We start from the raw sequence: 20,760 nt of genomic DNA, 5'->3' as shown, positions 1-20,760 counted from the left end.
CTTTCGGTCTTCGGTACGTAGGGATCAGTGGGTCCCGGTCGGGATCAGCGGGTCCCGTGCGCCCCGCGGATCTCATAGATCGCGATCCGGCCGTTGTCGAAGACGGGGTCGGCCAGCTTCTTCAACTCGCCGGACTCGGCCCCCGCCTTGCGGTTGACGAAGAGGAAGCGCACCCCGTGCCGGTCGCGCAGCTCGTCCAGCAGGGCGGCCGTCGGCGCGTAGAAGGCGGCGTCGTTCTTCTTGAGCAGGTCCGCGTCCCAGAACTCGGGGCCGGCGCCGCCCGCGTCGCCCATCGCCATGACCCGCGGTGCGAAGCCCCAGCCCTCGACCAGCACCGATCGTTCCGAGTAGCCGCTGACGGCAAAGGTCCGGTAGTCCGTGCAGGAGGCCGTGGGGTCCTGGAAGTCGTCCGGGGACCAACAGTGCTCGTTGGTCGCGATGACATCGGAGGGTTCGCTGTGTGCGCGCAGCCAGCGGGCCGCGTCGACCTTGCCCGCGGGGAGCGGGAAGGACCCCCATACGGTCGCGTCCCACTTCGGTGTCCGCAGGTCCGACACCAGCGTCGGTGCGCCCGCCAGCAGCGCGGCGCTCAGCAGGACGACCGTGCCGCGCCGCCGCAGGGCGGTGAAGCGGCGGGCGGCCAGCCACCAGAGGAGCCCGCCGACGACCGCGAGGAGCAGCAGGGCGAGCCCCGCGGCGACCATCGGGGCCAGCGCGGCCGCGGGGCCGCTGCCGCTGGACGAGGATGCGAAGGCACCCAGGACCGAGCCCGGGGCGGGGTGTCGGGTCGCGATCGCGTGCTCGACGCGGTGCTGCCAGCCGGGGCCGTGGACGACGAAGACCCAGGTGAGGGCCAGGGTGAAGAACACCGACGCGGCGGCCAGGAGCCAGCGGCCGCGGGCGGAGAGCCCGGCCCGCTCGAAGGCCTCGGCGTAGCCCCAGCCCGACAGGATGACGCCGAAGGCGAGCCCGGCGTGGGTGAAGTAGCTGGAGTTCCAGCCGTTGAGGAGCAGGTAGACGGCCGGTCCGGCGATGGTCCCGCCGAGCAGGAACCACTGCACGGAATCGAGCTTCAGCTTCCCGCGCCACAGCAGCGGCAGCGCGCCCGCCAGTCGCAGCTGGGTGTTGATCAGGAACGCGAACCACACCAGGGCGACCAGGACGAGCTGTCCGAGCCCGGTCCGGACGTCCGAGGGATCGGCCCACAGCCCCTGGATGTTGGACAGCGGGGCGACCTTCAGGCCGTAGCTCTTGAAGTTGAAGATCACGGCGGTGGAGAAGAGCTGGGCCGCGCCGACCGCGCCGCCCATGCCGACGATCAGCCAGGGGATCCGGCGGGTCCGCAGGAGCACCACGAGTCCGGCCAGCGCCAGCCCGGCGAGCGTCACGGGTACGGAGGTGGCCTTCGCGGCGCAGGACGCCAGGGCGAACAGTGCGACGAGCGTGATGACCGTCGTACGGCCCAGAGCGGGTACGGGATCGTCCGCGGACCGCTCGCGCAGCCCCTCGCCGACGACACCGATCAGCGCCACCAGCAGCGGGATGCTGTAGGTCATGGAGATGCTCGCCCAGATCATCAGCGTGGTCTGGGGCGAGCCGAAGGGGGTCCAGGCCGGGCCCGCGTTGAACTCGCCGACCAGGAAGATGAGCAGGGCGGCGACCGGTCCGGCCCAGGCCCGACCGGACAGCCGCCAGGTGACGACGGCGGTGATGACGATGGTGAGCGCGACGAGCGCGGGGATCATCAGGCGCAGCTGGACGACCGGCAGGTCGATGTGGCCGACCATGCTGGTCATGGCCTCGTGGACGAAGGCGAACCAGTGGTATTCGAGTGGCTCGCCGGAGACCTGGGGGAGCGTCAGCGGGAAGTTGTGCTTCGCGTTGCCCGCCAGGGACATCTGGTAGGAGACGTCGACGAACTGCCGGGTCTGGTCGTTGAGGGGCAGGATCGGGTTGCGGTCCATGTAGACCCGGTAGAGGTAGCCGGTGGCGCCCGCCACCGTGGCCGCGATCGACCAGGACCAGCCCATCGGTACCGGTGTGTAGCCGCGTACCCGCCAGTGCCGTCGCAGCCGGGGTACGGCGGCGAAGGGGATCACGACGGCCAGCGGCCACAGCGTCACCGCGGACTGGATGCCGAGGGCCATGAAGACGGCCCAGGCGACCAGTTCGAGGGCGAGACCCGTGACGGCGCCGAAGGCGAGGTCCTCGATCAGGGTGTGGGCGCGGCGCCGCAGCGACCGGTAGACCAGGGTGCCGGGGAGCAGAACGCCCCACAGGACGTAGAAGGCGTAGCGGCCGATGTCGCCGAGCGACGTGTCCGAGGCGACCAGGGCCGCGACGAAGAAGGCGACGGTGGCGAGGGCGGGCAGGAAGCGCAGGAGCACCGTCCGTGGCCCGGCCGTGGTGGCGGGCCCTCCGGGACCCCTACCGCCCGGTCTCGTGGTGGTCCCCGTCTCCGTGTCCGGTATGGAGGGGCTGCTGTGCATCGTGCCCATCAGACGTTCTGCTCCCGTTGTCTCGCCGATCGAATGCCTGTCATGGACATCCCGCCGGTGAGCCGGGGAGTCATGAGGACAGCCGCCCGGCGCACAGCAGTGAGCGGCAGTGGCAAGAGCGTCAGCGGGGGAGCAGGCAGCCGCGCGCAGAGTCGCGGCGAGCTGCGTACCGGCCGTGAACTCGCAAAGGGACCCAGGGGCGCAAGAAAGCTGTCAGGCTATCGCAAGGCTACCAGCCGAGCGGCCACGACAGAGGGCTCCGGTGGGCCGGAGGGCAGCAGGGGAGTCGATTCGTACTATGATTCGTTTCTGATACCCAGGCACCATCAGGTCAAACCACGGGCAGGATTACCCATGTCGGAAGCGTCGTCCACGACGACACTGTCGGTTGTCGTTCCGATGTACAACGAGGAGGAAGCCCTCCCCGCGCTGGTGGAACGCCTGCGGCCCGCGCTCGACGGTACGGGTGTCAGCTACGAGGTCGTCGCCGTCGACGACGGCAGTGCCGACCGCACCGCCGAGCTGCTGGAGGAGTTCCGGCAGACCTGGCCCGAGCTGCGCATCGTCAAGCTGCGCGGCAACTCCGGCCACCAGGCCGCCCTGACCGCCGGTCTGCACAGCTCCAAGGGCGCGTACGTCGCGAGCATCGACGCCGACCTCCAGGACCCGCCGGAGAAGATCCCGGAGATGCTCGACCTGGCCGTCGCCGAGGGCCTCGACATCGTCTACGGCGTCCGCAGCGACCGCAGCACCGACACCGGCTTCAAGCGCCGCACCGCGGGCCTCTACTACTGGCTGATGCGCCGCATCGTCGGCAAGCAGGTCCCCTCGCAGGCCGGCGACTTCCGACTGCTCAGCCGCGAGGCCGTCGAAGCGCTCAAGGCGCTGCCGGACCAGCACCAGGTGTACCGCCTGCTCGTGCCGTGGCTCGGCTTCCCCAGCGGCGAGGTCACCTACCACCGCGACGAGCGCGTGGCGGGCGAGACCAAGTACCCGCTGAGCAAGATGATCCGGCTCGCGGTCGACAGCATCACCAACTTCTCCGCCGCCCCGCTGCGGCTGGCGACCTGGCTCGGCGTCTTCAGCTTCTTCTCCTGCTTCGTGCTGATGGCCGTGACCTTCGTCATCTGGCTCGTCGGGCACACCGTCCCGGGCTGGACCTCGCTCTTCGTGGCGATGCTCTTCCTCGGCGGCGTCCAGTTGATATGCGTCGGACTGCTCGGCGAATACATCGGGCGCATCTACACCGCCGTGCAGCGCCGTCCCACGTTCTTCATCGGCTACGACTCCGACGCGTCCCCCGCCAAGGGCCCCGAGGCCAAGGGTTCCGGAGCCAAGGGCTCCGGGGCCAAGGGCCGGGAGAACGCCGGGGTCTGACCCCTCCCGCGCAGCTACGCCGCCGGCCCGGACCCCGCAGGGGGGCCGGGCCGCCGTCGTTCGCCGACGCCGTACAGCAGCGCGCCCAGCGCCAGCACCCCCGCGCCCGCCGCCACCGAGGCCGGCGGCAGCGCGCAGGCCAGCGCCGCGCACCCGGCCAGCCCCGCGGCCGCCACCACCCGCCCGCCGCGGTCCACCCCGCGACCGTCCGCGCCCGGCCCCTCGCTCCCGCCGAGCGTCCACGCCGCCGCGTTGGCGATCGCGTAGTACACGAGCACCCCGAAGGACGAGAAGCCGATCGCCCCCCGCAGGTCCACGGTCGCGGCCAGCACCGCGACCGCCGCCCCCACCGCGGCCTCCGCCCGGTGCGGCGTCCCGTGGCGCGGGTGCACGGCCGCCAGCGCGCGCGGCAAGTGACCGTCCCGGGCCATCGCCAGCGCGGTCCGCGAGACCCCCAGCACCAGCGCCAGCAGCGAGCCCAGGGCCGCCAGTACCGCCCCGGCCCGCACCACGGGCGTCAGCCCGCCCCATCCCGCGGCCCGGACCGCGTCGGACAGCGGCGCCGCCGACCCGGCCAACCGGTCGACCCCCAGCACCGACAGCACGGCCACCGTCACCGCCGCGTAGACGGCCAGCGCGACGCCCAGCGCCAGCGGCACGGCGCGCGGGATGGTCCGCCGCGGATCGCGGACCTCCTCGCCCAGCGTGGTGATCCGGGCGTAACCGGCGAAGGCGAAGAACAGCAGCCCGGCCGCCCCCAGCACCCCCCGCACGCCCCCGGACCCGTCCGGCCCCGGCCCGCCCCCGCCGAACGCGCCGGCGACGTCGGCCGCGCCGGAGGTCAGGCAGGCCGCCACGACCCCGGCGAGCACCGCCAGTACGACCGCCACGATCACCCGGGCGATCCGGGCCGACTTCTGCACGCCGCCGTACCCCGCGGCGGTCAGCGCCACCACGGAGACCACGGCCACCACGTGCTCCCGCCCGGGCCACAGGTACGCGCCCACGGTCAGCGCCATCGCCGCGCAGGAGGCGGTCTTGCCGATGACGAAGGCCCACCCCGCCAGGTACCCCCAGAACGGCCCGAGCCGCTCGCGCCCGTACACGTACGTCCCCCCGGACGCCGGATGGCGGGCGGCCAGCCGGGCCGAGGACCACGCGTTGCAGGAGGCCACCACGGCGGCCACGGCGAGCGCGGTGAGCAGGGCGCCGCCCGCCGCCCGGGCCGCCGGGGCCAACGCCGCGAAGATGCCCGCCCCGACCATCGCGCCCAGGCCGACGACGACCGCGTCGCCCACCCCGAGGCTCCGCCTGAGCCCACCGGCCGCCCCGCCACCCGGTCCACCACGACCCGGTCCGCCACTACCCGCTGTTCCCGCCCGCGTCCCCATCACGGCCGGGACTTTAACCGAGCCCGGTGACGCCCCCGTGACCAGGAGCCGAAGCCACGCGCTTCGCCCGCTGCGCCTGCCACCCGTCGAGCGCGGTCAGGCACGCGTGGTCGAGGTGGCGCACCCCGGTCAGGTCGAAGCGCACCGCCCGGTCGCCGGGCAGCGCGTCGAGCACGTCGAGCAGCCGCGGCAACCGCAGGAAGCTGGCGTTGCCCGCCACCCGCAGGCACAGCACGTCCCCCTCCCACACCTCCTCCACCTGCACGCTGGAGGTCTCCCAGGCCGCCTTGGCGACCGCGAGGACCAGCCCCACCAGCACCCCCTCGAAGAGGTTCGTCGCCACGATCGCCCCCGCCGTCGCCAGCAGCACCACCGCCTCCCCGCGGTGCGAGCGCCACAGCGCCGCCACCCCGCGCACCGGCAGCAGCTTCCACCCCGCGTGCAGCAGTACGCCGGCCAGCGCGGCCAGCGGTACGACGGCCAGCGCGTGCGGCAGCAGCACGGCGAAGAGCAGCAGCCACGCCCCGTGCAGCACCCGCGAGGCCCGGGTGCGCGCCCCCGCCTCGACGTTGGCGGCGCTGCGCACGATCACGGCGGTCATCGGCAGCGCGCCGAGCAGCCCGCAGACCGTGTTCCCGGCGCCCTGGGCGATGAGTTCGCGGTCGTAGTCGGTGCGCGGCCCGTGGTGCATCCGGTCCACGGCGGCCGCGCTGAAGAGGGTTTCGGCGGAGGCGATCAGTGCGAAGGCCGCCACCGTCCCCAGGGCGCCCGCGGAGCCCAGTACGGCGAACTGCCCCCAGCCCGGCGTCGATACGGCGTCCAGCACCCCCGTGACCTCCACCTTGGCCACCGGCAGCCGCAGCAGCACGGTGGCCCCGGTCGCCGCCGCGACCGCGACGAGGGCCCCGGGCACCACCCGGACCTGCTCCGGCAGCCGCCGCCAGCCCACCATCACCAGCACGGTGGCGGCCCCGAGCGCGATGGCGGCCCAGTCGGCCTCCGCCAGCAGCCGCGCGAGCCCCGCGAACTTCGCCAGCGTCCGCGCGGGCGCGTCCACCCCGGCCACGGCGTACAACTGCCCGGCGATCAGCACCAGCCCGATCCCGGCGAGCATCCCCTGGACGACGGCCACCGAGATCGCCCGGAACCACCGCCCCAGGCGCAGCGCCCCCATCGCCAGCTGGATCAGCCCGGCGGCGAGGACCAGCACCCCGAGCGCGGCGACGCCGTACGTCCGCACCGCCTCGAAGACCAACACGGTGAGCCCCGCCGCCGGACCGCTGACCTGGAGCGAACTCCCGCGGAACCAGCCGGTGACCAGCCCGCCCACCACCCCGGTGACGATCCCCAGCTCGGCGGGCACCCCGGAGGCCACCGCCACTCCGACGCACAGCGGCAGCGCCACCAGCGCCACCACGACGGACGCTCCCACGTCCTGACGGAAAGTGCCGTCCCCTGGCATTCGGGTCCCCCTGCCCACGCGGTGATCGATGCCACCCAGCCTGGTGGGGCGCATCCCGCCGGGCCCAGTCCGCACCGAAGCCCCCCGGGGCCCGCGCGCCGCACGCGCCCCGCGCACACCCCACCGAGCGCCGTCCCCCCGGGCGCCGTCCCTTGAACACCCGCCCGAACGGCCGAGGGCGCAACGGGAGGATCCCCATTGCGCCCTCGGCGGCCGTACCCGGTTGCCCGTGGGTCAGCGGTAGTTCACGAACTGGATCGCGAAGTCCAGGTCCTTGCCCTTGAGCAGGGCCTGGACTTCCTGGAGGTCGTCGCGGTTCTTCGAGGTGACGCGCAGCTCCTCGCCCTGGACCTGGGCCTTGACGGTCTTGGGGCCCTCGTCCCGGATGATCTTCGCGACCTTCTTGGCGTTCTCCTGGGAGATGCCTTCCTCGATCGTGGCGAAGATCTTGTACTCCTTGCCGGACAGCTGCGGCTCACCGGCGTCGAGCGCCTTCAGCGAGATGCCCCGCTTGACCAGCTTGGTCTCGAACACATCGAGGACGGCCTTGACGCGGTCCTCGGAGTTCGCCTCCATGACGATCTTCTCGCCGGACCAGGCGATCGTGGCGCCGGTGCCCTTGAAGTCGTAGCGCTGCGAGAGTTCCTTGCCGGCCTGGTTGAGGGCGTTGTCGACCTCCTGCCGCTCGACCTTCGAGACGATGTCGAAACTGGAGTCGGCCATGTGCTGTGGCTCCTTGAAGTCGGCTGTGATGGCCCACAGGGGCACGCGCCGGATGTTCCCCGGCCGCGCCGTCAAGCCTAGGCCCTGTCTCCCTGATCGGACCGGACAGCCCGGGCGTCGGTGTCCGATCCGCCACCCGCACACCCCCGCGGACCCCCTGCGGAGCACGTCACCGGCCGCGCGGCGGAATCGAGTGGCGAAGCACCCCTGTCCATCGGGTATCGTTTACGTCGTTGCCAGAGAGCACCGCCGCAAGGCGGAGATCAACGGCTTCCTCCCATGGCGGTGTGCCCGAGTGGCCAATGGGAACGGACTGTAAATCCGTCGGCTTAGCCTACCCAGGTTCGAATCCTGGCGCCGCCACGTGGTAAAGAAGTCCCCCTCCCTCGCGGAAACGCGGAAGAGGGGGACTTCTTCGTTCTCCGGGGGTCGCCCGGGTCGCCGGAGTTGCCGGGGTCGCCGGAGTCGGGCAGGCGGCGATGGAGGTCGCCGGGGTCAGAGGATGTCCCGGCGGGTCTCCTCCACGACCGGGATCGCGCCCGCGGTGCGGCGACGCTTGTAGATGCTCGTGTACACGGCGAGGCCGATCGCACCCACCGCCATCATGATCAGACCGACCAGGGGAAGGTTGACGCTCTCCAGCTTCCAGTCGGTGGCGAAGGTGAGGATGGCGCCCACCACGATCAGGATGATGCATCCACCGATGCCCATGAGTTGCCTCCGCTGATTGGTTGTCTGACGGCGCGGCTACCCGGCTTCGGCGGGTGAAAACGCCCCCGGGGCGCGGCGGTCGGGGCCCCGCGGCGGCCGTCGGGCGCCTCGTCCGGATGCCACGCGCGGGGCGCGGCGGCCGCAACGTCGCGGGCCGACGGTCGTTCACCCGGCGTGATGTGGACTACTGACACCCGCGGGAAGGTCGGCGGCGGGGTGCTGCTCGCCCTGCTCGGAGCGGGCATCCCGGCCCTGGTCGGGGCCGCGCTGCAAGGGCACACGGGCGATCCCTACCGCGAGACCCGGCTCTACTTCGGCACCGCGCGCCCCGGCGGGGCGCCCCCGGTCGCGGAGCGGGAGTTCGACCGCTTCCTGGACCGGGAGATCACCCCCGCCTTCCCCGAGGGGCTGACCGTGCAGCCGGGCCGCGGACAGTGGCGCGGTCCCGACGGCAAGGTCGTCCGCGAGACCTCCTACGAGGTCGTCCTGCTCTATCCGGAGAAGGGTGCGGACGAGCGCGGCGCGAGCATCGAACGGATCCGCCGGGCGTACGAGAAGCAGTTCGCGCAGGACTCCGTGCTGCGCTCCGACGACCGGGTGGACGCCGACTTCTGACGGTCCGACGGTCCGAGGGTCCGAGGGTCCGAGGGGCGGACGGTCCGGCCGTCAGTTGCCGGCTACCGCCTTGACGGCCACCGCGACCGGCGTCGTGCCCGACACCAGCTCCAGGGTCAGTCCGGCCGTCGCCGGCGTCTCCACCAGCTCGGCCAGGACCGCCGCCACGTCGTCGCGGGAGACCGGCCCGCGGCCCGTCGTCGCCTCCAGGCGGACCAGGCCCGTCCCCGCCTCGTCGGTGAGCGCCCCGGGCCGCAGGACCGTCCAGTCCAGGCCCAGCCGGGTCCGTACGTGGTCGTCGGCCTCGCCCTTGGCGCGCAGGTAGACGTCGAAGACGTCGTCACCCGGGTGGTTCGCGTCCGCCCGGATCGAAGACACCATCAGGAACCGCGGTACGCGCGCCCTTTCGGCCGCGTCGGCGAACAGCACCGCCGCGCCCCGGTCCACGGTGTCCTTGCGGCCGACGCCGCTGCCCGGGCCCGCGCCGGCCGCGAACACCGCGACCTGGGCGCCCTGCAGGATGCCCGCCACGTGCTCGACGGTCGCCGACTCCAGGTCGCACAGGACGGGTTCGGCACCGGCCGCCCGGAGATCGTCGCCCTGTGCCGGATCACGGATGATCCCGGCGACCTCGTATCCGCGTGCGGCGAGCAGGCGCTCCAGCCGCAGGGCGATCTGACCGTGTCCACCAGCGATGACAATGCGCATGAGTCGACCGTACGTCGACGCGCGCGCCCCCGCGCCCGAAGTCGGCGCCGACGCTCAGGGGCCGGGCTCCGTACGGCCCTGTCGGGGCAGGTCGAGGGCGACCGCGACCGCCGAGTCGCAGTACTCGCGCACGGCGCTGGTACGGGCCACCACCCGCCCGCGGTGGATCACGATCCGGCTGTAGGCGAGGGACAGCACCGCCGCGATCCGCTCGCCGCGCACGGCGAGCAGCTCCGCCGGGAACCCGGCCTCCACCCGGACCTCCGGCAGGCCCATCGCCTCCCGGGCCGCCGTGCTCACCGCGTGGTAGGCCTCCGCCGCCCGCAACCCGCCCTGCGAGGCGAGCAGGTACGCGGCCTCCAGGGGGTCCCCGCGACCGACCGGGTTCCCGGCGTCCCGCAGGGCCCCGCTGCCCGCCGCGACCCGCACCCCGGCCGCCCGCAGCAGCCGTACGGGCGCCGTGCGCAGCCCGCGCCGCTCCAGGGCCGCGCAATCCCCCTGGGGCAGGCAGGTGACCCGTACGCCCGCCGCGGCCAGTTGGTCGGCGGCGCGGGCGGCCACGTCCAGGGGGAGCCGGGAGAGGCCGCCGCAGGGGCCGATGGTGACGCCGGGGCGCAGCCCGCCGGCCATGGCCGCGAGCCGGGCGAGGCGGGCGGGATCGTCACCGTCCGTGTGCAGGTCCACCGGGCAGCCGTGCTCGCCGGCCAGCTCCAGGACGGCCTCGACGAAGCCGGTCGGGTCCGGGTCGAGGTCCGGGCAGCCGCCGACGACGGCCGCGCCCATCTTGAGCGCGTCGCGCAGCATCGCCCGCCCCTCGGCCCCCGCGATCCCGGTCAGTCGGCGGGGCACGGCGACCGCCGTGAGGTCGGCGAGCCCGCGCAGCGAGCGGCGGGCCTGGAGCACCGCCTCCATCGGGCCGAGGCCGTGCGCGTCGGCGATGCGGACGTGCGAGCGGATGGCGGTGGCGCCGTGGCCGAGCTGGAGCAGCGCCGCCTCGGTGGCCCGGCGCTGGACCTCGTCGGCCGTGTGGGACACGGGCCCTTCGCCGTCGGCGGTGAGCGCGGTGTCCCCGTGGGCGTGTGGTTCGGCGGGGGCGGGGAGCAGGAGGTGGCCGGTCAGGTCGACCCGCGAGGAGGTGGGGGAGTGCAGGCTCCCGGCGGCGGCGACGGCCTGGATGCGACCGCCGCCGAGCCGCACGTCGACCGTGCGCCCGTCGAGGAGGCGGGCGCCGGCCAGCAGCAGGGTGGTGGTGTCGGCGGGGGTGGGAGCGGGGCCCTGGCCGCCGCCCTCGTCGCGGCCGCCGCGCGGGGAATGGGACGGCTGCGGCGGCTGGCTGTCGGGCATCGCGCTCCTGCGGGGGCTCGGGCGGTTCCTGGGCCCCCGTGGCCGCGGCCCGCGGCCCAAGATCACGCAGCGTGTTCAGAGCCTAGGGTGCGGTGCCGTCCGCTTCGGGGAAGGGCGCAATAGTCGTACCGGTGTGGTGCCCTTCCCTGCGGGTGCGGGTGCGGAAGTTTCAGCCCCGCCGGCGTTTGAGGCGCGGGGTCTGGGGCGGAGCCCCAGGAGCCCCGCAGGGGACAACGGCCCTGGCGGGCCGCCCCGGGCTCCACCCGGACCCGCGCCTCGAACTCCCCCAGCTACCGCTGGAGGGGCCCCCGGGCGAGGCTGGAATGGCTCTGGCGGAGCCGGGTTCGATCGGCGGGGCCGGGGTGATCCGGCCCCGATCAGGCTTCCGGGCCGGCCCGATCCGAGTTCTGGATCACGGCCGGAGGCCAGCTGCCGCAAAGGATTTGGGCGATCGGCGGGCAACCGTGTAATGTCTTCATCGCTCGCCCCAATAGCTCAGTCGGTAGAGCGTCTCCATGGTAAGGAGAAGGTCTGCGGTTCGATTCCGCATTGGGGCTCTGGTGAGAAAGTCCCTCCACCTGCTTTAGGGTGGGGGAGCAATCAACACCAAAGCGGCGTAGCTCAGTCGGTAGAGCAAGCGGCTCATAATCGCTGTGTCACCGGTTCAAGTCCGGTCGCCGCTACACACAGTAGCCGATTGCGGGGTCGGTCTCCCGGTCGGCTACTCTTGTATGCGTTCATCCGTCCTATTTTCCGTCAAGGAGCACTCACGTGGCTGCCACCGACGTCCGCCCGAAGATCACGCTGGCCTGCGTGGAGTGCAAGGAGCGGAACTACATCACCAAGAAGAACCGGCGTAATGACCCGGACCGTCTTGAGATGAAGAAGCACTGCCCGCGCTGCAACTCGCACACCGCGCACCGCGAGACCCGCTGACCCCAGCGGTTTCTCGAATACAGGCTCCGTCATAAGGTCGTCCCCTGCAAGGGGGGCGGCCTTGTGTCGTTTCTGCATGTCCTTTCGTATCCAACACAGGAGGTAGTGAGCCATGGCGCTCGACCAGTCCTTCGTGGGGCGGAGCTACCCGCCCACCGATCCGTACGAGGTCGGCCGGGAGAAGATCCGCGAATTCGCGGAGGCGGTGGGCGACGCCAATCCCGCCTACACCGACCCCGAAGCGGCCAAGGCGCTGGGTCACCTGGACGTGATCGCGCCTCCGACCTTTGTGTTCGCCATCACGTTCAAGGCGGCCGGTCAGGTCATCGAGGACCCGCAGCTCGGCCTGGACTACAGCCGCGTGGTGCACGGCGACCAGAAGTTCGCCTACACCCGGCCCGTCCGGGCGGGTGACCGGCTGCTGGTGACGTCCACCATCGAGGCCGTGAAGTCCCTCGCGGGCAACGACATCATCGACATCCGCGGTGAGGTCCACGACGAGACCGGCGAGCACGTGGTGACGGCCTGGACGAAGCTCGTGTCCCGGGCGCCCGCCGAACCGGCCGCCGTCACTGAGGAGGTCTGACATGGCTGCGCGGATCCAGTACGCGGACGTGGAGGTCGGCACCGAGCTGCCGGCCGGGAGCTTCCCGGTGCGGCGGGCCACCCTGGTCCGCTACGCGGGGGCGTCGGGTGACTTCAACCCGATCCACTGGAACGAGAAGTTCGCCAAGGAGGTCGGGCTGCCGGACGTGATCGCGCACGGCATGTTCACCATGGCCGAGGCGATCCGGGTGGTCACGGACTGGGTGGGCGACCCGGGTGCGGTGGTCGAGTACGGGGTGCGGTTCACCAAGCCGGTCGTGGTGCCGAACGATGATCTGGGTGCGGTGATCGAGGTCACGGCCAAGGTCGCGGCGAAGCTGGACGAGAACCGGGTGCGGGTGGACCTGACGGCCACCAGTGCCGGGCTGAAGGTTCTGGGCATGTCCCGCGCGGTGGTCCAGCTGGCCTGATGGGCCGGGGCCTGCCTTGGCCCCTTGGCCTGGCCCTGCCCTGCCCCGGCCCCTGCCCTGCCCCTGCCCCGGCCCTGCCCCGGCCCCGGCCCTGCCCCGGCCTCGGGCTGGTTTCGGACTGGCCGGGTCGGGGTGGTGGGCGGTGTGGCGCGGGCGCCGGGGGGTGTCTCCTCGGCTCGCAGAACTGGGCGGGTCGGAGTGGGTGGGCGGTGGTGTTCTGCTCGACCTGCGGGGACACCCCCCGGCGCCCGCGCCACACCGCCCGGGCATCCGATTGGCCCGCCTGCTCGGGTTGCGGGGACACCCCCGGGTCTCCGATGGGCCCTGCCTGTCTGCTCGGGTTGGGGGCACCGGCTGGCGTCGCCCGCCGTGCCGTCCCGGGCGTTCTGCCGGCCCTGTTCGCGGGGGCGGCCCTCGGTGGTCGTGTGTGTGGGGGTTCTGGCGGTTGACTTAGTTAGTGATTGGCCACTAACTTAGGGGCATGGCCAGGATGAGCGCAGACGAGCGGCGCGAGAGCGTCATTCGCGCGGCGATGCACGAATTCGCCCGCGGTGGTTACTACGGGACCTCCACCGAGGCGATCGCCAAGCGCGTCGGTGTCTCCCAGCCCTACCTCTTCCGCCTCTTCCCCAACAAGCAGGCCATCTTCCTCGCCGCGGCCGCCCGCTGCGTGCAGGACATCCGCGCCGTCTTCGAGGAGTCCGCCAAGGGGCTGGAGGGCGAGGAAGCCCTCGACTCGATGGCCACGGCCTACATGCGGCTGATCGCGGAGCACCCCGACAAGCTCCAGATGCAGCTCCAGCTCTACGTCACCGTCGCCGCCGCCGAGGCGGCCGGGGAGCCCGCCTTCGGCGAGATGGTCCGCAGCGGCTGGATGGAGCTCTGGGAGACCGTCGAGGCGGCCCTCGGCGACGGCCCCGGCGGGGTCACGGAGTTCATGGCCTGCGGGATGTTGATCAACACCCTGGCCGCCATGGGATTTCCGCCCGGCCACCGGGTCTGGGAAGGGTGCTACCCGTCCCGGACCCGCCCGGAGCGCCCCGAGGCGTGAGGGTCGGGAGGTGCGCGTTCCCGTGCATCTCCCTTTTTTTGGGCACGAAAGTTAGTAATTGATAACTAACGTTCCAGGGGGAACCGTGAACACTCCAGTCCAGCCCGCCACCGACACCCGGCTGCGCGGCCCCGCCGTCTGGGCCCTCGTCCTCACCGGCGTCGCCAGCTTCATGGCCGCCCTCGACAACCTGGTCGTCACCACCGCCCTCCCCGCCATCCGCACGGATCTCGGCGGCGCGCTGGAGGACCTCGAATGGACGGTGAACGCCTACACCCTCACCTTCGCCGTCCTGCTGATGTTCGGCTCCGCCCTCGGCGACCGGTTCGGCCGCCGCAAGCTCTTCATCGCCGGCCTCACCGTCTTCACCGGCGCGTCCGCCGCGGCCGCCCTCTCGCCCGGCATCGACGCCCTCATCGCCGCCCGCGCCATCCAGGGCATCGGCGCCGCGGTCATGATGCCGCTCACGCTCACCCTGCTCACCGCCGCCGTCCCGGCCGCCCGCCGCGGCATGGCCCTCGGCATCTACGGAGCCGTCACCGGCCTCGCGGTGGCCAGTGGTCCGCTCATCGGCGGCAGCCTCACCGAGCACATCTCCTGGCAGTGGATCTTCTGGCTGAACGTGCCGATCGGCCTCGCCCTGATCCCCCTCGCCCGGCTGCGCCTGGCCGAGTCCACCGCGCCTGGCTCCCGCCTGGACATCCCCGGCACCCTGCTGATCAGCGCCGGCCTCTTCGGCATCGTCTACGCCCTGGTCAACGCCAACGCCGACGGCTGGACCAGCCCCCTGGTCCTGACCGGCCTGATCGTCGGCGTCCTGCTCGTCGCCGGCTTCGTCTACCACGGCTCCGGCAACCCCCACGCGATGCTCCCGATGCGGCTCTTCCGCGACCGCGGCTTCCTCGGGATCAACCTGGCCAGCCTGCTGATGTTCCTCGGGATGTTCGGCTCGATCTTCCTGCTCAGCCAGTTCCTCCAGGGCGCCGCCGGCTACTCGCCCACCGAGGCGGGCCTGCGCATGCTGCCCTGGACCGGGATGCCGATGATCGTCGCCCCGATCGCCGGAATCCTCTCCGACCGGATCGGCGGCCGCCCGGTCGTCGCCGCGGGCCTCGCCTTCCAGGCGCTCGGGCTCGGCTGGTTCGCCGCGGTGCTCGCCGCCGACGTGACGTACGCCGCCCAGCTGCCCGCGCTGATCCTCAGCGGCATCGGCATGGCCCTGTACTTCGCCCCCGCCTCCAACGTCCTGATGTCCACGGTGAGCGTCGCCGACCAGGGCAGGGCCTCCGGAGCCAACAGCGCCCTGCGCGAGCTGGGCGGCGCCCTCGGCGTCGCGGTCCTGGCCTCGGTCTTCGCTTCCCAGGGCGGCTACGAGACGCCCCAGACTTTCACCGACGGCACCGTCCCGGCCCTGTGGATCGGCGCGAGCGCCGTCGCGCTGGCCGCCCTGCTGGCCCTGCTGCTGCCCCGCAAGGCCAAGCAGCCGCAGCAGTCGGGGCCGTCGCCCGTCGTGGCCCCGGCGGCCGACCGGGCCGGGGGCGCCGCCGCCGCGCCCGAGAAGGTGTCGACCCACTGACCCGCCCCAGCCCACCCCGCCCCACCCCGCCCCCGCCCCGGATCCACCGAAGGAGTGGCCGCCGTGCCCGACATCCCCTGGTCCACGCCCCACCGGGCGGAGCCCGACGCCGAGGTCTACGTCATGGCCTCCCGCTTCGAGACCGCCACCCTCACCGGGGCCTTCCGGTTCTTCCTCAAGGCCCCCCGCATCATCGGGCAGATCCGCAAGGCACCCGGCGCCCACGGCGCCGCCCTGCGGGCCCGGACCTTCCGACGCACCTTCCTCACCCTCTCCGCCTGGGAGGACCGCGGCGCGCTCTACCGCTTCGCCGGCAGCGAGCCGCACCGCTCCAGCGCCCGGGCGGCGAGCGCCTACACCAAGGAAGCCGCCTTCACCTTCTGGACCGTTCGGGCGAGCGAGCTCCCGATCTCCTGGGCCGAGGCCGAGCGCCGGCTCGCCGAGGAGAAGCGGAACCACTGAGTCCCATCCCACCCGACCAGAGCGCGTACGGTCCGTGGCCCCGCATCGACAGGGGGACGCGGACCGTACTCTTGTCCACGTGCAGGAACTCCACGATGCCCCCCTCGCCCCGCTGACCACCTTCCGCCTCGGCGGCCCGGCGACCCGGCTGGTCACCGCGACCACCGACGCCGAGGTCACCGCCGCCGTGCGCGCGGCCGACGAGAGCGGTACGCCGCTCCTCCTCATCGGCGGCGGCAGCAACCTGGTCATCGGCGACCAGGGCTTCGACGGCACCGCCCTGCGCATCGCGACCACCGGCTTCGCCCTCGACGGCACCACCCTCGAACTCGCGGCCGGCGAGAACTGGAGCGACGCCGTCGCCCGCACCGTCGAAGCCGGCCTCGCGGGCATCGAATGCCTCGCCGGAATCCCCGGCTCCGCCGGTGCCACCCCGGTCCAGAACGTCGGGGCGTACGGCCAGGAGGTCTCCAGCACCATCACCGAGGTCGTCGCCTACGACCGCGCCCTCGGCGAGACGGTCACCCTCTCCAACGCCGAGTGCGCGTTCTCCTACCGGCACAGCACCTTCAAGGAGCACCCGGAGCGCTACGTCGTCCTGCGCGTCCGCTTCGCCCTGGAGGCCGCCGGCGGGCTCTCCGCGCCGATCAAGTACCCGGAGACCGCCCGCGCCCTCGGCGTCGAGGCGGGCGACCGGGTCCCGGCCGCCACCGCCCGCGAGACCGTCCTGCGGCTGCGCGCCGGCAAGGGCATGGTGCTCGACCCCGCGGACCACGACACCTGGTCGGCCGGGTCCTTCTTCACCAACCCGGTCCTGACCGAGGAGGCCTACGCCGACTTCCTCGCCCGCGTCCACGACCGGCTCGGCCCCGACACCGCCCCGCCCGCCTACCCGGCCGCCGGCGGCGGTACGAAGACCAGCGCGGCCTGGCTGATCGACAAGGCGGGCTTCACCAAGGGCTACGGCACCGGCCCCGCCCGCATCTCCACCAAGCACACCCTCGCGCTCACCAACCGCGGTGGAGCCACCACCGAGGACCTGCTCGCCCTGGCCCGCGAGGTCGTCGCGGGCGTCCACGCTGCCTTCGGCGTCACCCTGGTCAACGAACCGGTGACGGTCGGCGTCAGCATCTGAGGAGCCCCGGCCGCCCATGCTCTGTCCCCTGCACGGGGCCGGTACCGACCCCACCCGGCTCGTGGGGCGCGCGATCAGCAGCGTCGTCGCGTCCTGGCACGTCTACGAGGGCGAACGCTCCGAGGCCCCGCTCGACGTCTGGCTGATCGACAGCGAGGGCGACTGCACCCGGATCACCACCGGCTCCGACTGGTGCCTCATCGTCGAGTCGGCCCGGCCGCACGAGCCGTACGACATGGGGGAGTGGGGCCGCATCGAAGTCGGCGACGACCTCGGCGACCACCCCTTCCTGCGCCACCTCGGCGACACCGTGGCGACCGTGGCCGAGTTCGCCGTGCCCGAGCAGGGCCGCACCCACCTGGAGATCGGCTTCACCGACGGCTACCGGGTGCGGGCCGACTGCTGGGAAGGCGACCTGCGCCTCACCCGATGACCTCCGCCCCCGACGCCCACCCGGCGCTCACCCGGTCAGCCAGTGGTCGATCCCGGCCAGCAGCTTGGCCTGCACGTCCTCGGGCGCGGCCGAACCGCGCACCGACTGGCGGGCCAGCTCGGCCAGCTCCTGGTCCGTGAAGGCGTGGTGGCGGCGGGCGATCTCGTACTGCGCCGCCAACCGCGAGCCGAAGAGCAGCGGGTCGTCGGCGCCCAAGGCCATCGGCACCCCGGCCTCGAAGAGGGTCCGCAGCGGAACGTCCTCGTGGCGCTCGTAGACCCCCAGCGCCACGTTGGACGCCGGACACACCTCGCAGGTGATCTGGCGGTCCGCCAGTCGCTGGAGCAGCCGCGGGTCCTCGGCGGCCCGGACGCCGTGGCCGATGCGGGCGGCGCGCAGGTCGTCCAGGCAGTCCCGGACGGAGGAGGGACCGCTCAGCTCGCCGCCGTGCGGGGCCGCGAGCAGACCGCCCTCCCGGGCGATGGCGAAGGCCCGGTCGAAGTCGCGGGCCATGCCGCGGCGCTCGTCGTTGGAGAGCCCGAAGCCGACGATGCCGCGGTCGGCGTAGCGGACGGCGAGCCGGGCCAGGGTGCGGGCGTCCAGCGGGTGCTTCATGCGGTTCGCGGCGATGACCACGCGCATGCCGAGGCCGGTCTCGCGGGAGGCGGCGTCCACGGCGTCCAGGATGATCTCCACGGCCGGGATCATCCCGCCGAGGAGCGGGGCGTAGGAGGTGGGATCCACCTGGATCTCCAGCCACCCGCTGCCGTCCCGGACGTCCTCCTCCGCGGCCTCGCGCACCAGGCGCCGGATGTCGTCGGGCTCGCGCAGGCAGGAGCGGGCGGCGTCGTAGAGCCGCTGGAAACGGAACCAGCCGCGCTCGTCGGTGGCCCGCAGCTTGGGTGGCTCTCCGCCGGTCAGCGCGTCGGGCAGCCGCACGCCGTACTTGTCGGCCAGCTCCAGCAGGGTCGACGGGCGCATGGACCCCGTGAAGTGCAGGTGGAGGTGGGCTTTCGGCAGAAGCGTGAGATCGCGTACGTGCTCCATCCGGTGATCCTGCCGTACCGCGGCGCTCGGCGGGAGGGGGTTTTACCGATCGGGGGCTTGCCCGAACGCGCGCGCGGGGCCGGTGGGGGCGCGGGTACCGCTGCGCGGGCCCCCCGGGGCTCCGCCCCGGACCCCGCGCCTCAAACGCCGGCGAGGCTGAAAGTGCCCCTGGACGGGGCTGATCTTTCCGCCCCGGCGAGGCTGGAAATCCAGCCTCGCCGGCGTTTGAGGCGCGGGTCCGGGCAGAGCCCCGGGAACGGGCGAAGGGCGGGTAGGGGACAAGTCCCGCGCAGCGGCAGCACCGGGTCCGGGCGGGAAACGCCCGAGCGGCGGCTCCCCCGAGGGGAACCGCCGCTCGGACCTGGCTGCCGGCCGCTCTAGGCCTAGGCCTTGGCCTCGGCCAGCAGGTTCTGGATCCGGGTCACGCCCTCCACCAGGTCCTCGTCACCGAGGGCGTACGACAGGCGCAGGTAGCCCGGGGTGCCGAAGGCCTCGCCCGGGACGACCGCGACCTCGGCCTCGTCCAGGATCAGGGCCGCCAGCTCGACCGAGGTCTGCGGGCGCTGACCGCGGATCTCCTTGCCGAGCAGCTCCTTGACCGAGGGGTACGCGTAGAACGCGCCCTCCGGGGTCGGGCAGAAGACGCCGTCGATCTCGTTCAGCATCTTGACCATGGTCTGGCGGCGGCGGTCGAAGGCCTTGCGCATCTCCGCGACGGCGTCCAGGTTCCCGGCCACCGCGGCCAGCGCGGCCACCTGCGCCACGTTGGAGACGTTGGAGGTGGCGTGCGACTGGAGGTTCGTCGCGGCCTTGATGACGTCCTTGGGGCCCACGACCCACCCGACGCGCCAGCCGGTCATGGCGTACGTCTTGGCCACGCCGTTGACGACGATGCAGCGGTCGGCGAGCGCGGGCACCAGCACCGGCAGCGAGGTGAACTTCGCGTCGCCGTAGACCAGGTGCTCGTAGATCTCGTCCGTCAGGACCCACAGGCCGTGCTCGGCGGCCCACTCGCCGATGGCGCGGGCGTCGTCCTCGGAGTACACGGAACCGGTCGGGTTCGACGGGGAGACGAAGAGCACGACCTTCGTACGGTCGGTGCGCGCCGCTTCCAGCTGCTCCACGGAGACCCGGTAGCCGGTGGTCTCGTCGGCGACGACGTCCACGGGGACACCGCCCGCGAGGCGGATCGACTCGGGGTAGGTGGTCCAGTACGGGGCCGGGACGATGACCTCGTCGCCCGGGTCGAGGATCGCGGCGAAGGCCTCGTAGATGGCCTGCTTGCCACCGTTGGTCACCAGGATCTGGGCCGGGTCGACGGCGTAGCCCGAGTCGCGCAGCGTCTTCTCCGCGATGGCCTTCTTCAGCTCCGGCAGGCCGCCGGCCGGCGTGTAGCGGTGGTACTTCGGGTTGCGGCAGGCCTCGACCGCCGCCTCGACGATGTAGTCGGGGGTCGGGAAGTCGGGCTCACCGGCGCCGAAGCCGATCACCGGACGGCCCGCGGCCTTGAGGGCCTTGGCCTTGGCGTCGACGGCGAGGGTGGCGGACTCGGAAATGGCGCCGATACGGGCGGACACCCGGCGCTCGGAAGAAGGCGTTGCAGAGGTCATGCGGCCAATCGTCCCAGACTGCAAACCGGCGCCGCACACCGTTTCAGGTACCGGACGGAGCAGCTCCGACGGCGTCTGTTCGACGTCGGCGCCGCGACCACGTATGCTCACCTGTCGTTGGACCTCACCAACCGCCCCAAAACGCGTGCACTCCGTGCACTCGTCCGGATGCGGTAGGTTGGGGGACGCAAAGGGTCGTAGCTCAATTGGTAGAGCACTGGTCTCCAAAACCAGCGGTTGGGGGTTCGAGTCCCTCCGGCCCTGCTCCACACTCCTTCGCCGGATGTGTGCGCAGGTACCTACATCTATGCACCGCCGTGCGGCTCAACCGGGGCGCGGCACGGCCATGACCCGGATTCAGGTGAGAGACGTGACGGACGCCGTGGGCTCCATCGACATGCCTGACGCCGAGGACGAGACCCGCGAGAAGAAGGCCCGAAAGGGCGGCAAGCGCGGCAAGAAGGGCCCTCTGGGTCGTCTCGCGCTCTTCTACCGGCAGATCGTCGCGGAACTCCGCAAGGTCGTATGGCCGACTCGCAACCAGCTGAGCACCTACACCACCGTGGTGATCGTGTTCGTGGTCATCATGATCGGTCTCGTTACCGTGATTGACTATGGCTTCAACGCGGCCATCAAGTTCGTCTTCGGCTAGTCCCCGCGGGGGG

At 72.5% G+C, this 20,760-nt stretch carries 20 protein-coding genes and 4 tRNA genes; 15 read left to right on the top strand and 9 right to left on the bottom strand.

The annotated features are described in order from the left end of the window. Positions 1-44 precede the first annotated feature (44 nt). Positions 45-2,498 carry a hypothetical protein gene (locus ACIQWR_RS32085; protein ID WP_404016800.1) on the bottom strand — a complete coding sequence of 818 codons (2,454 nt, stop codon included), beginning with the start codon at positions 2,496-2,498 and terminating at the stop codon, positions 45-47. A gap of 354 nt (positions 2,499-2,852) precedes the next feature. On the opposite strand from ACIQWR_RS32085, the gene ACIQWR_RS32080 reads away from it, so the two are divergent. Then, positions 2,853-3,875, top strand: a complete 1,023-nt coding sequence (locus ACIQWR_RS32080; protein ID WP_404016797.1) for a glycosyltransferase family 2 protein — start codon at positions 2,853-2,855, stop codon at positions 3,873-3,875. Positions 3,876-3,889: 14 nt separating this feature from the next. On the opposite strand, the gene ACIQWR_RS32075 is transcribed toward ACIQWR_RS32080, so the two are convergent. The 3 genes from ACIQWR_RS32075 to ACIQWR_RS32065 form a co-directional block, all read right to left on the bottom strand. Then, positions 3,890-5,266, bottom strand: a complete 1,377-nt coding sequence (locus ACIQWR_RS32075) for an APC family permease (RefSeq protein WP_404017050.1) — start codon at positions 5,264-5,266, stop codon at positions 3,890-3,892. Between the two features lie 13 nt (positions 5,267-5,279). Then, positions 5,280-6,728: a SulP family inorganic anion transporter gene (locus ACIQWR_RS32070; protein ID WP_404016794.1), complete on the bottom strand. Its 1,449-nt coding sequence runs from the start codon at positions 6,726-6,728 to the stop codon at positions 5,280-5,282. A gap of 234 nt (positions 6,729-6,962) precedes the next feature. Further along, complete coding sequence (locus ACIQWR_RS32065; RefSeq protein WP_399267683.1) at positions 6,963-7,451, bottom strand: YajQ family cyclic di-GMP-binding protein; 489 nt, start codon at positions 7,449-7,451, stop codon at positions 6,963-6,965. 281 nt (positions 7,452-7,732) lie between these two features. Here ACIQWR_RS32065 and ACIQWR_RS32060 point away from each other — a divergent pair. Next, positions 7,733-7,814: transfer RNA gene (locus ACIQWR_RS32060), tRNA-Tyr, on the top strand. A 132-nt stretch (positions 7,815-7,946) separates the two neighbouring features. Here ACIQWR_RS32060 and ACIQWR_RS32055 read toward each other — a convergent pair. Then, on the bottom strand, positions 7,947-8,162 hold the full coding sequence (locus ACIQWR_RS32055; protein WP_404016791.1) for a DUF6458 family protein: 216 nt from the start codon (positions 8,160-8,162) through the stop codon (positions 7,947-7,949). Between the two features lie 177 nt (positions 8,163-8,339). On the opposite strand from ACIQWR_RS32055, the gene ACIQWR_RS32050 reads away from it, so the two are divergent. After that, the gene (locus tag ACIQWR_RS32050; protein WP_404016788.1) at positions 8,340-8,777 is read left to right on the top strand and encodes a DUF3574 domain-containing protein; all 438 of its coding nucleotides are present in this window, start codon (positions 8,340-8,342) and stop codon (positions 8,775-8,777) included. Between the two features lie 51 nt (positions 8,778-8,828). Here the strand turns inward: ACIQWR_RS32050 and ACIQWR_RS32045 are convergent, their stop codons facing one another. Next, the gene (locus tag ACIQWR_RS32045; RefSeq protein WP_399267680.1) at positions 8,829-9,485 is read right to left on the bottom strand and encodes an SDR family oxidoreductase; all 657 of its coding nucleotides are present in this window, start codon (positions 9,483-9,485) and stop codon (positions 8,829-8,831) included. Between the two features lie 54 nt (positions 9,486-9,539). After that, complete coding sequence (locus tag ACIQWR_RS32040; protein ID WP_404016785.1) at positions 9,540-10,829, bottom strand: amidohydrolase family protein; 1,290 nt, start codon at positions 10,827-10,829, stop codon at positions 9,540-9,542. A 484-nt stretch (positions 10,830-11,313) separates the two neighbouring features. On the opposite strand from ACIQWR_RS32040, the gene ACIQWR_RS32035 reads away from it, so the two are divergent. The 10 genes from ACIQWR_RS32035 (at position 11,314) to ACIQWR_RS31990 (ending at position 17,438) form a co-directional block, all read left to right on the top strand. Beyond that, positions 11,314-11,386: transfer RNA gene (locus ACIQWR_RS32035), tRNA-Thr, on the top strand. A 53-nt stretch (positions 11,387-11,439) separates the two neighbouring features. Next, positions 11,440-11,512, top strand: a tRNA-Met gene (locus ACIQWR_RS32030). An 88-nt stretch (positions 11,513-11,600) separates the two neighbouring features. After that, positions 11,601-11,765 (top strand): 50S ribosomal protein L33, encoded by a 165-nt coding sequence (gene rpmG / locus ACIQWR_RS32025; protein WP_006604855.1) that lies wholly within the window; start codon positions 11,601-11,603, stop codon positions 11,763-11,765. Between the two features lie 112 nt (positions 11,766-11,877). Next, entirely contained in the window at positions 11,878-12,351 is a 474-nt protein-coding gene (locus ACIQWR_RS32020) for a MaoC family dehydratase N-terminal domain-containing protein (RefSeq protein ID WP_404016781.1), read from the top strand. Position 12,352: 1 nt separating this feature from the next. Beyond that, complete coding sequence (locus ACIQWR_RS32015) at positions 12,353-12,781, top strand: MaoC family dehydratase (RefSeq protein WP_404016778.1); 429 nt, start codon at positions 12,353-12,355, stop codon at positions 12,779-12,781. Between the two features lie 481 nt (positions 12,782-13,262). Then, positions 13,263-13,832, top strand: coding sequence for a TetR/AcrR family transcriptional regulator (locus ACIQWR_RS32010; RefSeq protein ID WP_404016775.1), 570 nt, complete (start codon positions 13,263-13,265; stop codon positions 13,830-13,832). 85 nt (positions 13,833-13,917) lie between these two features. Further along, positions 13,918-15,408 carry a DHA2 family efflux MFS transporter permease subunit gene (locus tag ACIQWR_RS32005; RefSeq protein ID WP_404016773.1) on the top strand — a complete coding sequence of 497 codons (1,491 nt, stop codon included), beginning with the start codon at positions 13,918-13,920 and terminating at the stop codon, positions 15,406-15,408. Between the two features lie 63 nt (positions 15,409-15,471). Next, a complete protein-coding gene (locus tag ACIQWR_RS32000) occupies positions 15,472-15,870 on the top strand; it encodes a DUF3291 domain-containing protein (RefSeq protein WP_404016770.1) in 399 nt (132 codons plus the stop codon). Positions 15,871-15,949: 79 nt separating this feature from the next. After that, a complete protein-coding gene (locus ACIQWR_RS31995; protein ID WP_404016767.1) occupies positions 15,950-17,005 on the top strand; it encodes a UDP-N-acetylmuramate dehydrogenase in 1,056 nt (351 codons plus the stop codon). A gap of 16 nt (positions 17,006-17,021) precedes the next feature. Then, positions 17,022-17,438: a hypothetical protein gene (locus ACIQWR_RS31990; protein ID WP_385786968.1), complete on the top strand. Its 417-nt coding sequence runs from the start codon at positions 17,022-17,024 to the stop codon at positions 17,436-17,438. 27 nt (positions 17,439-17,465) lie between these two features. Here ACIQWR_RS31990 and ACIQWR_RS31985 read toward each other — a convergent pair whose 3' ends face one another. Together ACIQWR_RS31985 and ACIQWR_RS31980 are read right to left on the bottom strand one after the other, a co-directional pair. Then, positions 17,466-18,485, bottom strand: coding sequence for an adenosine deaminase (locus tag ACIQWR_RS31985; RefSeq protein WP_404016765.1), 1,020 nt, complete (start codon positions 18,483-18,485; stop codon positions 17,466-17,468). A gap of 383 nt (positions 18,486-18,868) precedes the next feature. Then, positions 18,869-20,095 (bottom strand): pyridoxal phosphate-dependent aminotransferase, encoded by a 1,227-nt coding sequence (locus ACIQWR_RS31980; protein ID WP_404016762.1) that lies wholly within the window; start codon positions 20,093-20,095, stop codon positions 18,869-18,871. Between the two features lie 191 nt (positions 20,096-20,286). Between ACIQWR_RS31980 and ACIQWR_RS31975 the strand changes: the two genes are divergently transcribed. Continuing rightward, positions 20,287-20,359: transfer RNA gene (locus tag ACIQWR_RS31975), tRNA-Trp, on the top strand. A gap of 106 nt (positions 20,360-20,465) precedes the next feature. Beyond that, on the top strand, positions 20,466-20,747 hold the full coding sequence (secE, locus tag ACIQWR_RS31970; RefSeq protein WP_351045363.1) for a preprotein translocase subunit SecE: 282 nt from the start codon (positions 20,466-20,468) through the stop codon (positions 20,745-20,747). The last annotated feature ends 13 nt before the right edge of the window (positions 20,748-20,760 follow it).

It is taken from the genome of Streptomyces sp. NPDC098789, from assembly GCF_044759975.1.
Taxonomy (GTDB): domain Bacteria; phylum Actinomycetota; class Actinomycetes; order Streptomycetales; family Streptomycetaceae; genus Streptomyces.
The sequence above is the reverse complement of the archived record's forward strand: the minus strand, read 5'-3'. Positions and strand labels throughout refer to the sequence as shown.

Bases quoted from the DNA above. Each gene is read 5' to 3' on its own strand.
- ACIQWR_RS32055 (WP_404016791.1), bottom strand. From the start codon at position 8,162: ATGGGCATCGGTGGATGCATCATCCTGATCGTGGTGGGCGCCATCCTC.
- ACIQWR_RS31980 (WP_404016762.1), bottom strand. From the start codon at position 20,095: ATGACCTCTGCAACGCCTTCTTCCGAGCGCCGGGTGTCCGCCCGTATC.
- ACIQWR_RS31985 (WP_404016765.1), bottom strand. From the start codon at position 18,485: ATGGAGCACGTACGCGATCTCACGCTTCTGCCGAAAGCCCACCTCCAC.
- ACIQWR_RS32010 (WP_404016775.1), top strand. From the start codon at position 13,263: ATGGCCAGGATGAGCGCAGACGAGCGGCGCGAGAGCGTCATTCGCGCG.
- ACIQWR_RS32065 (WP_399267683.1), bottom strand. From the start codon at position 7,451: ATGGCCGACTCCAGTTTCGACATCGTCTCGAAGGTCGAGCGGCAGGAG.
- ACIQWR_RS32075 (WP_404017050.1), bottom strand. From the start codon at position 5,266: ATGGGGACGCGGGCGGGAACAGCGGGTAGTGGCGGACCGGGTCGTGGT.
- ACIQWR_RS32040 (WP_404016785.1), bottom strand. From the start codon at position 10,829: ATGCCCGACAGCCAGCCGCCGCAGCCGTCCCATTCCCCGCGCGGCGGC.
- ACIQWR_RS32085 (WP_404016800.1), bottom strand. From the start codon at position 2,498: ATGGGCACGATGCACAGCAGCCCCTCCATACCGGACACGGAGACGGGG.
- ACIQWR_RS32080 (WP_404016797.1), top strand. From the start codon at position 2,853: ATGTCGGAAGCGTCGTCCACGACGACACTGTCGGTTGTCGTTCCGATG.
- ACIQWR_RS32020 (WP_404016781.1), top strand. From the start codon at position 11,878: ATGGCGCTCGACCAGTCCTTCGTGGGGCGGAGCTACCCGCCCACCGAT.
- ACIQWR_RS32045 (WP_399267680.1), bottom strand. From the start codon at position 9,485: ATGCGCATTGTCATCGCTGGTGGACACGGTCAGATCGCCCTGCGGCTG.
- ACIQWR_RS32070 (WP_404016794.1), bottom strand. From the start codon at position 6,728: ATGCCAGGGGACGGCACTTTCCGTCAGGACGTGGGAGCGTCCGTCGTG.
- ACIQWR_RS32015 (WP_404016778.1), top strand. From the start codon at position 12,353: ATGGCTGCGCGGATCCAGTACGCGGACGTGGAGGTCGGCACCGAGCTG.
- ACIQWR_RS31990 (WP_385786968.1), top strand. From the start codon at position 17,022: ATGCTCTGTCCCCTGCACGGGGCCGGTACCGACCCCACCCGGCTCGTG.
- ACIQWR_RS32050 (WP_404016788.1), top strand. From the start codon at position 8,340: ATGTGGACTACTGACACCCGCGGGAAGGTCGGCGGCGGGGTGCTGCTC.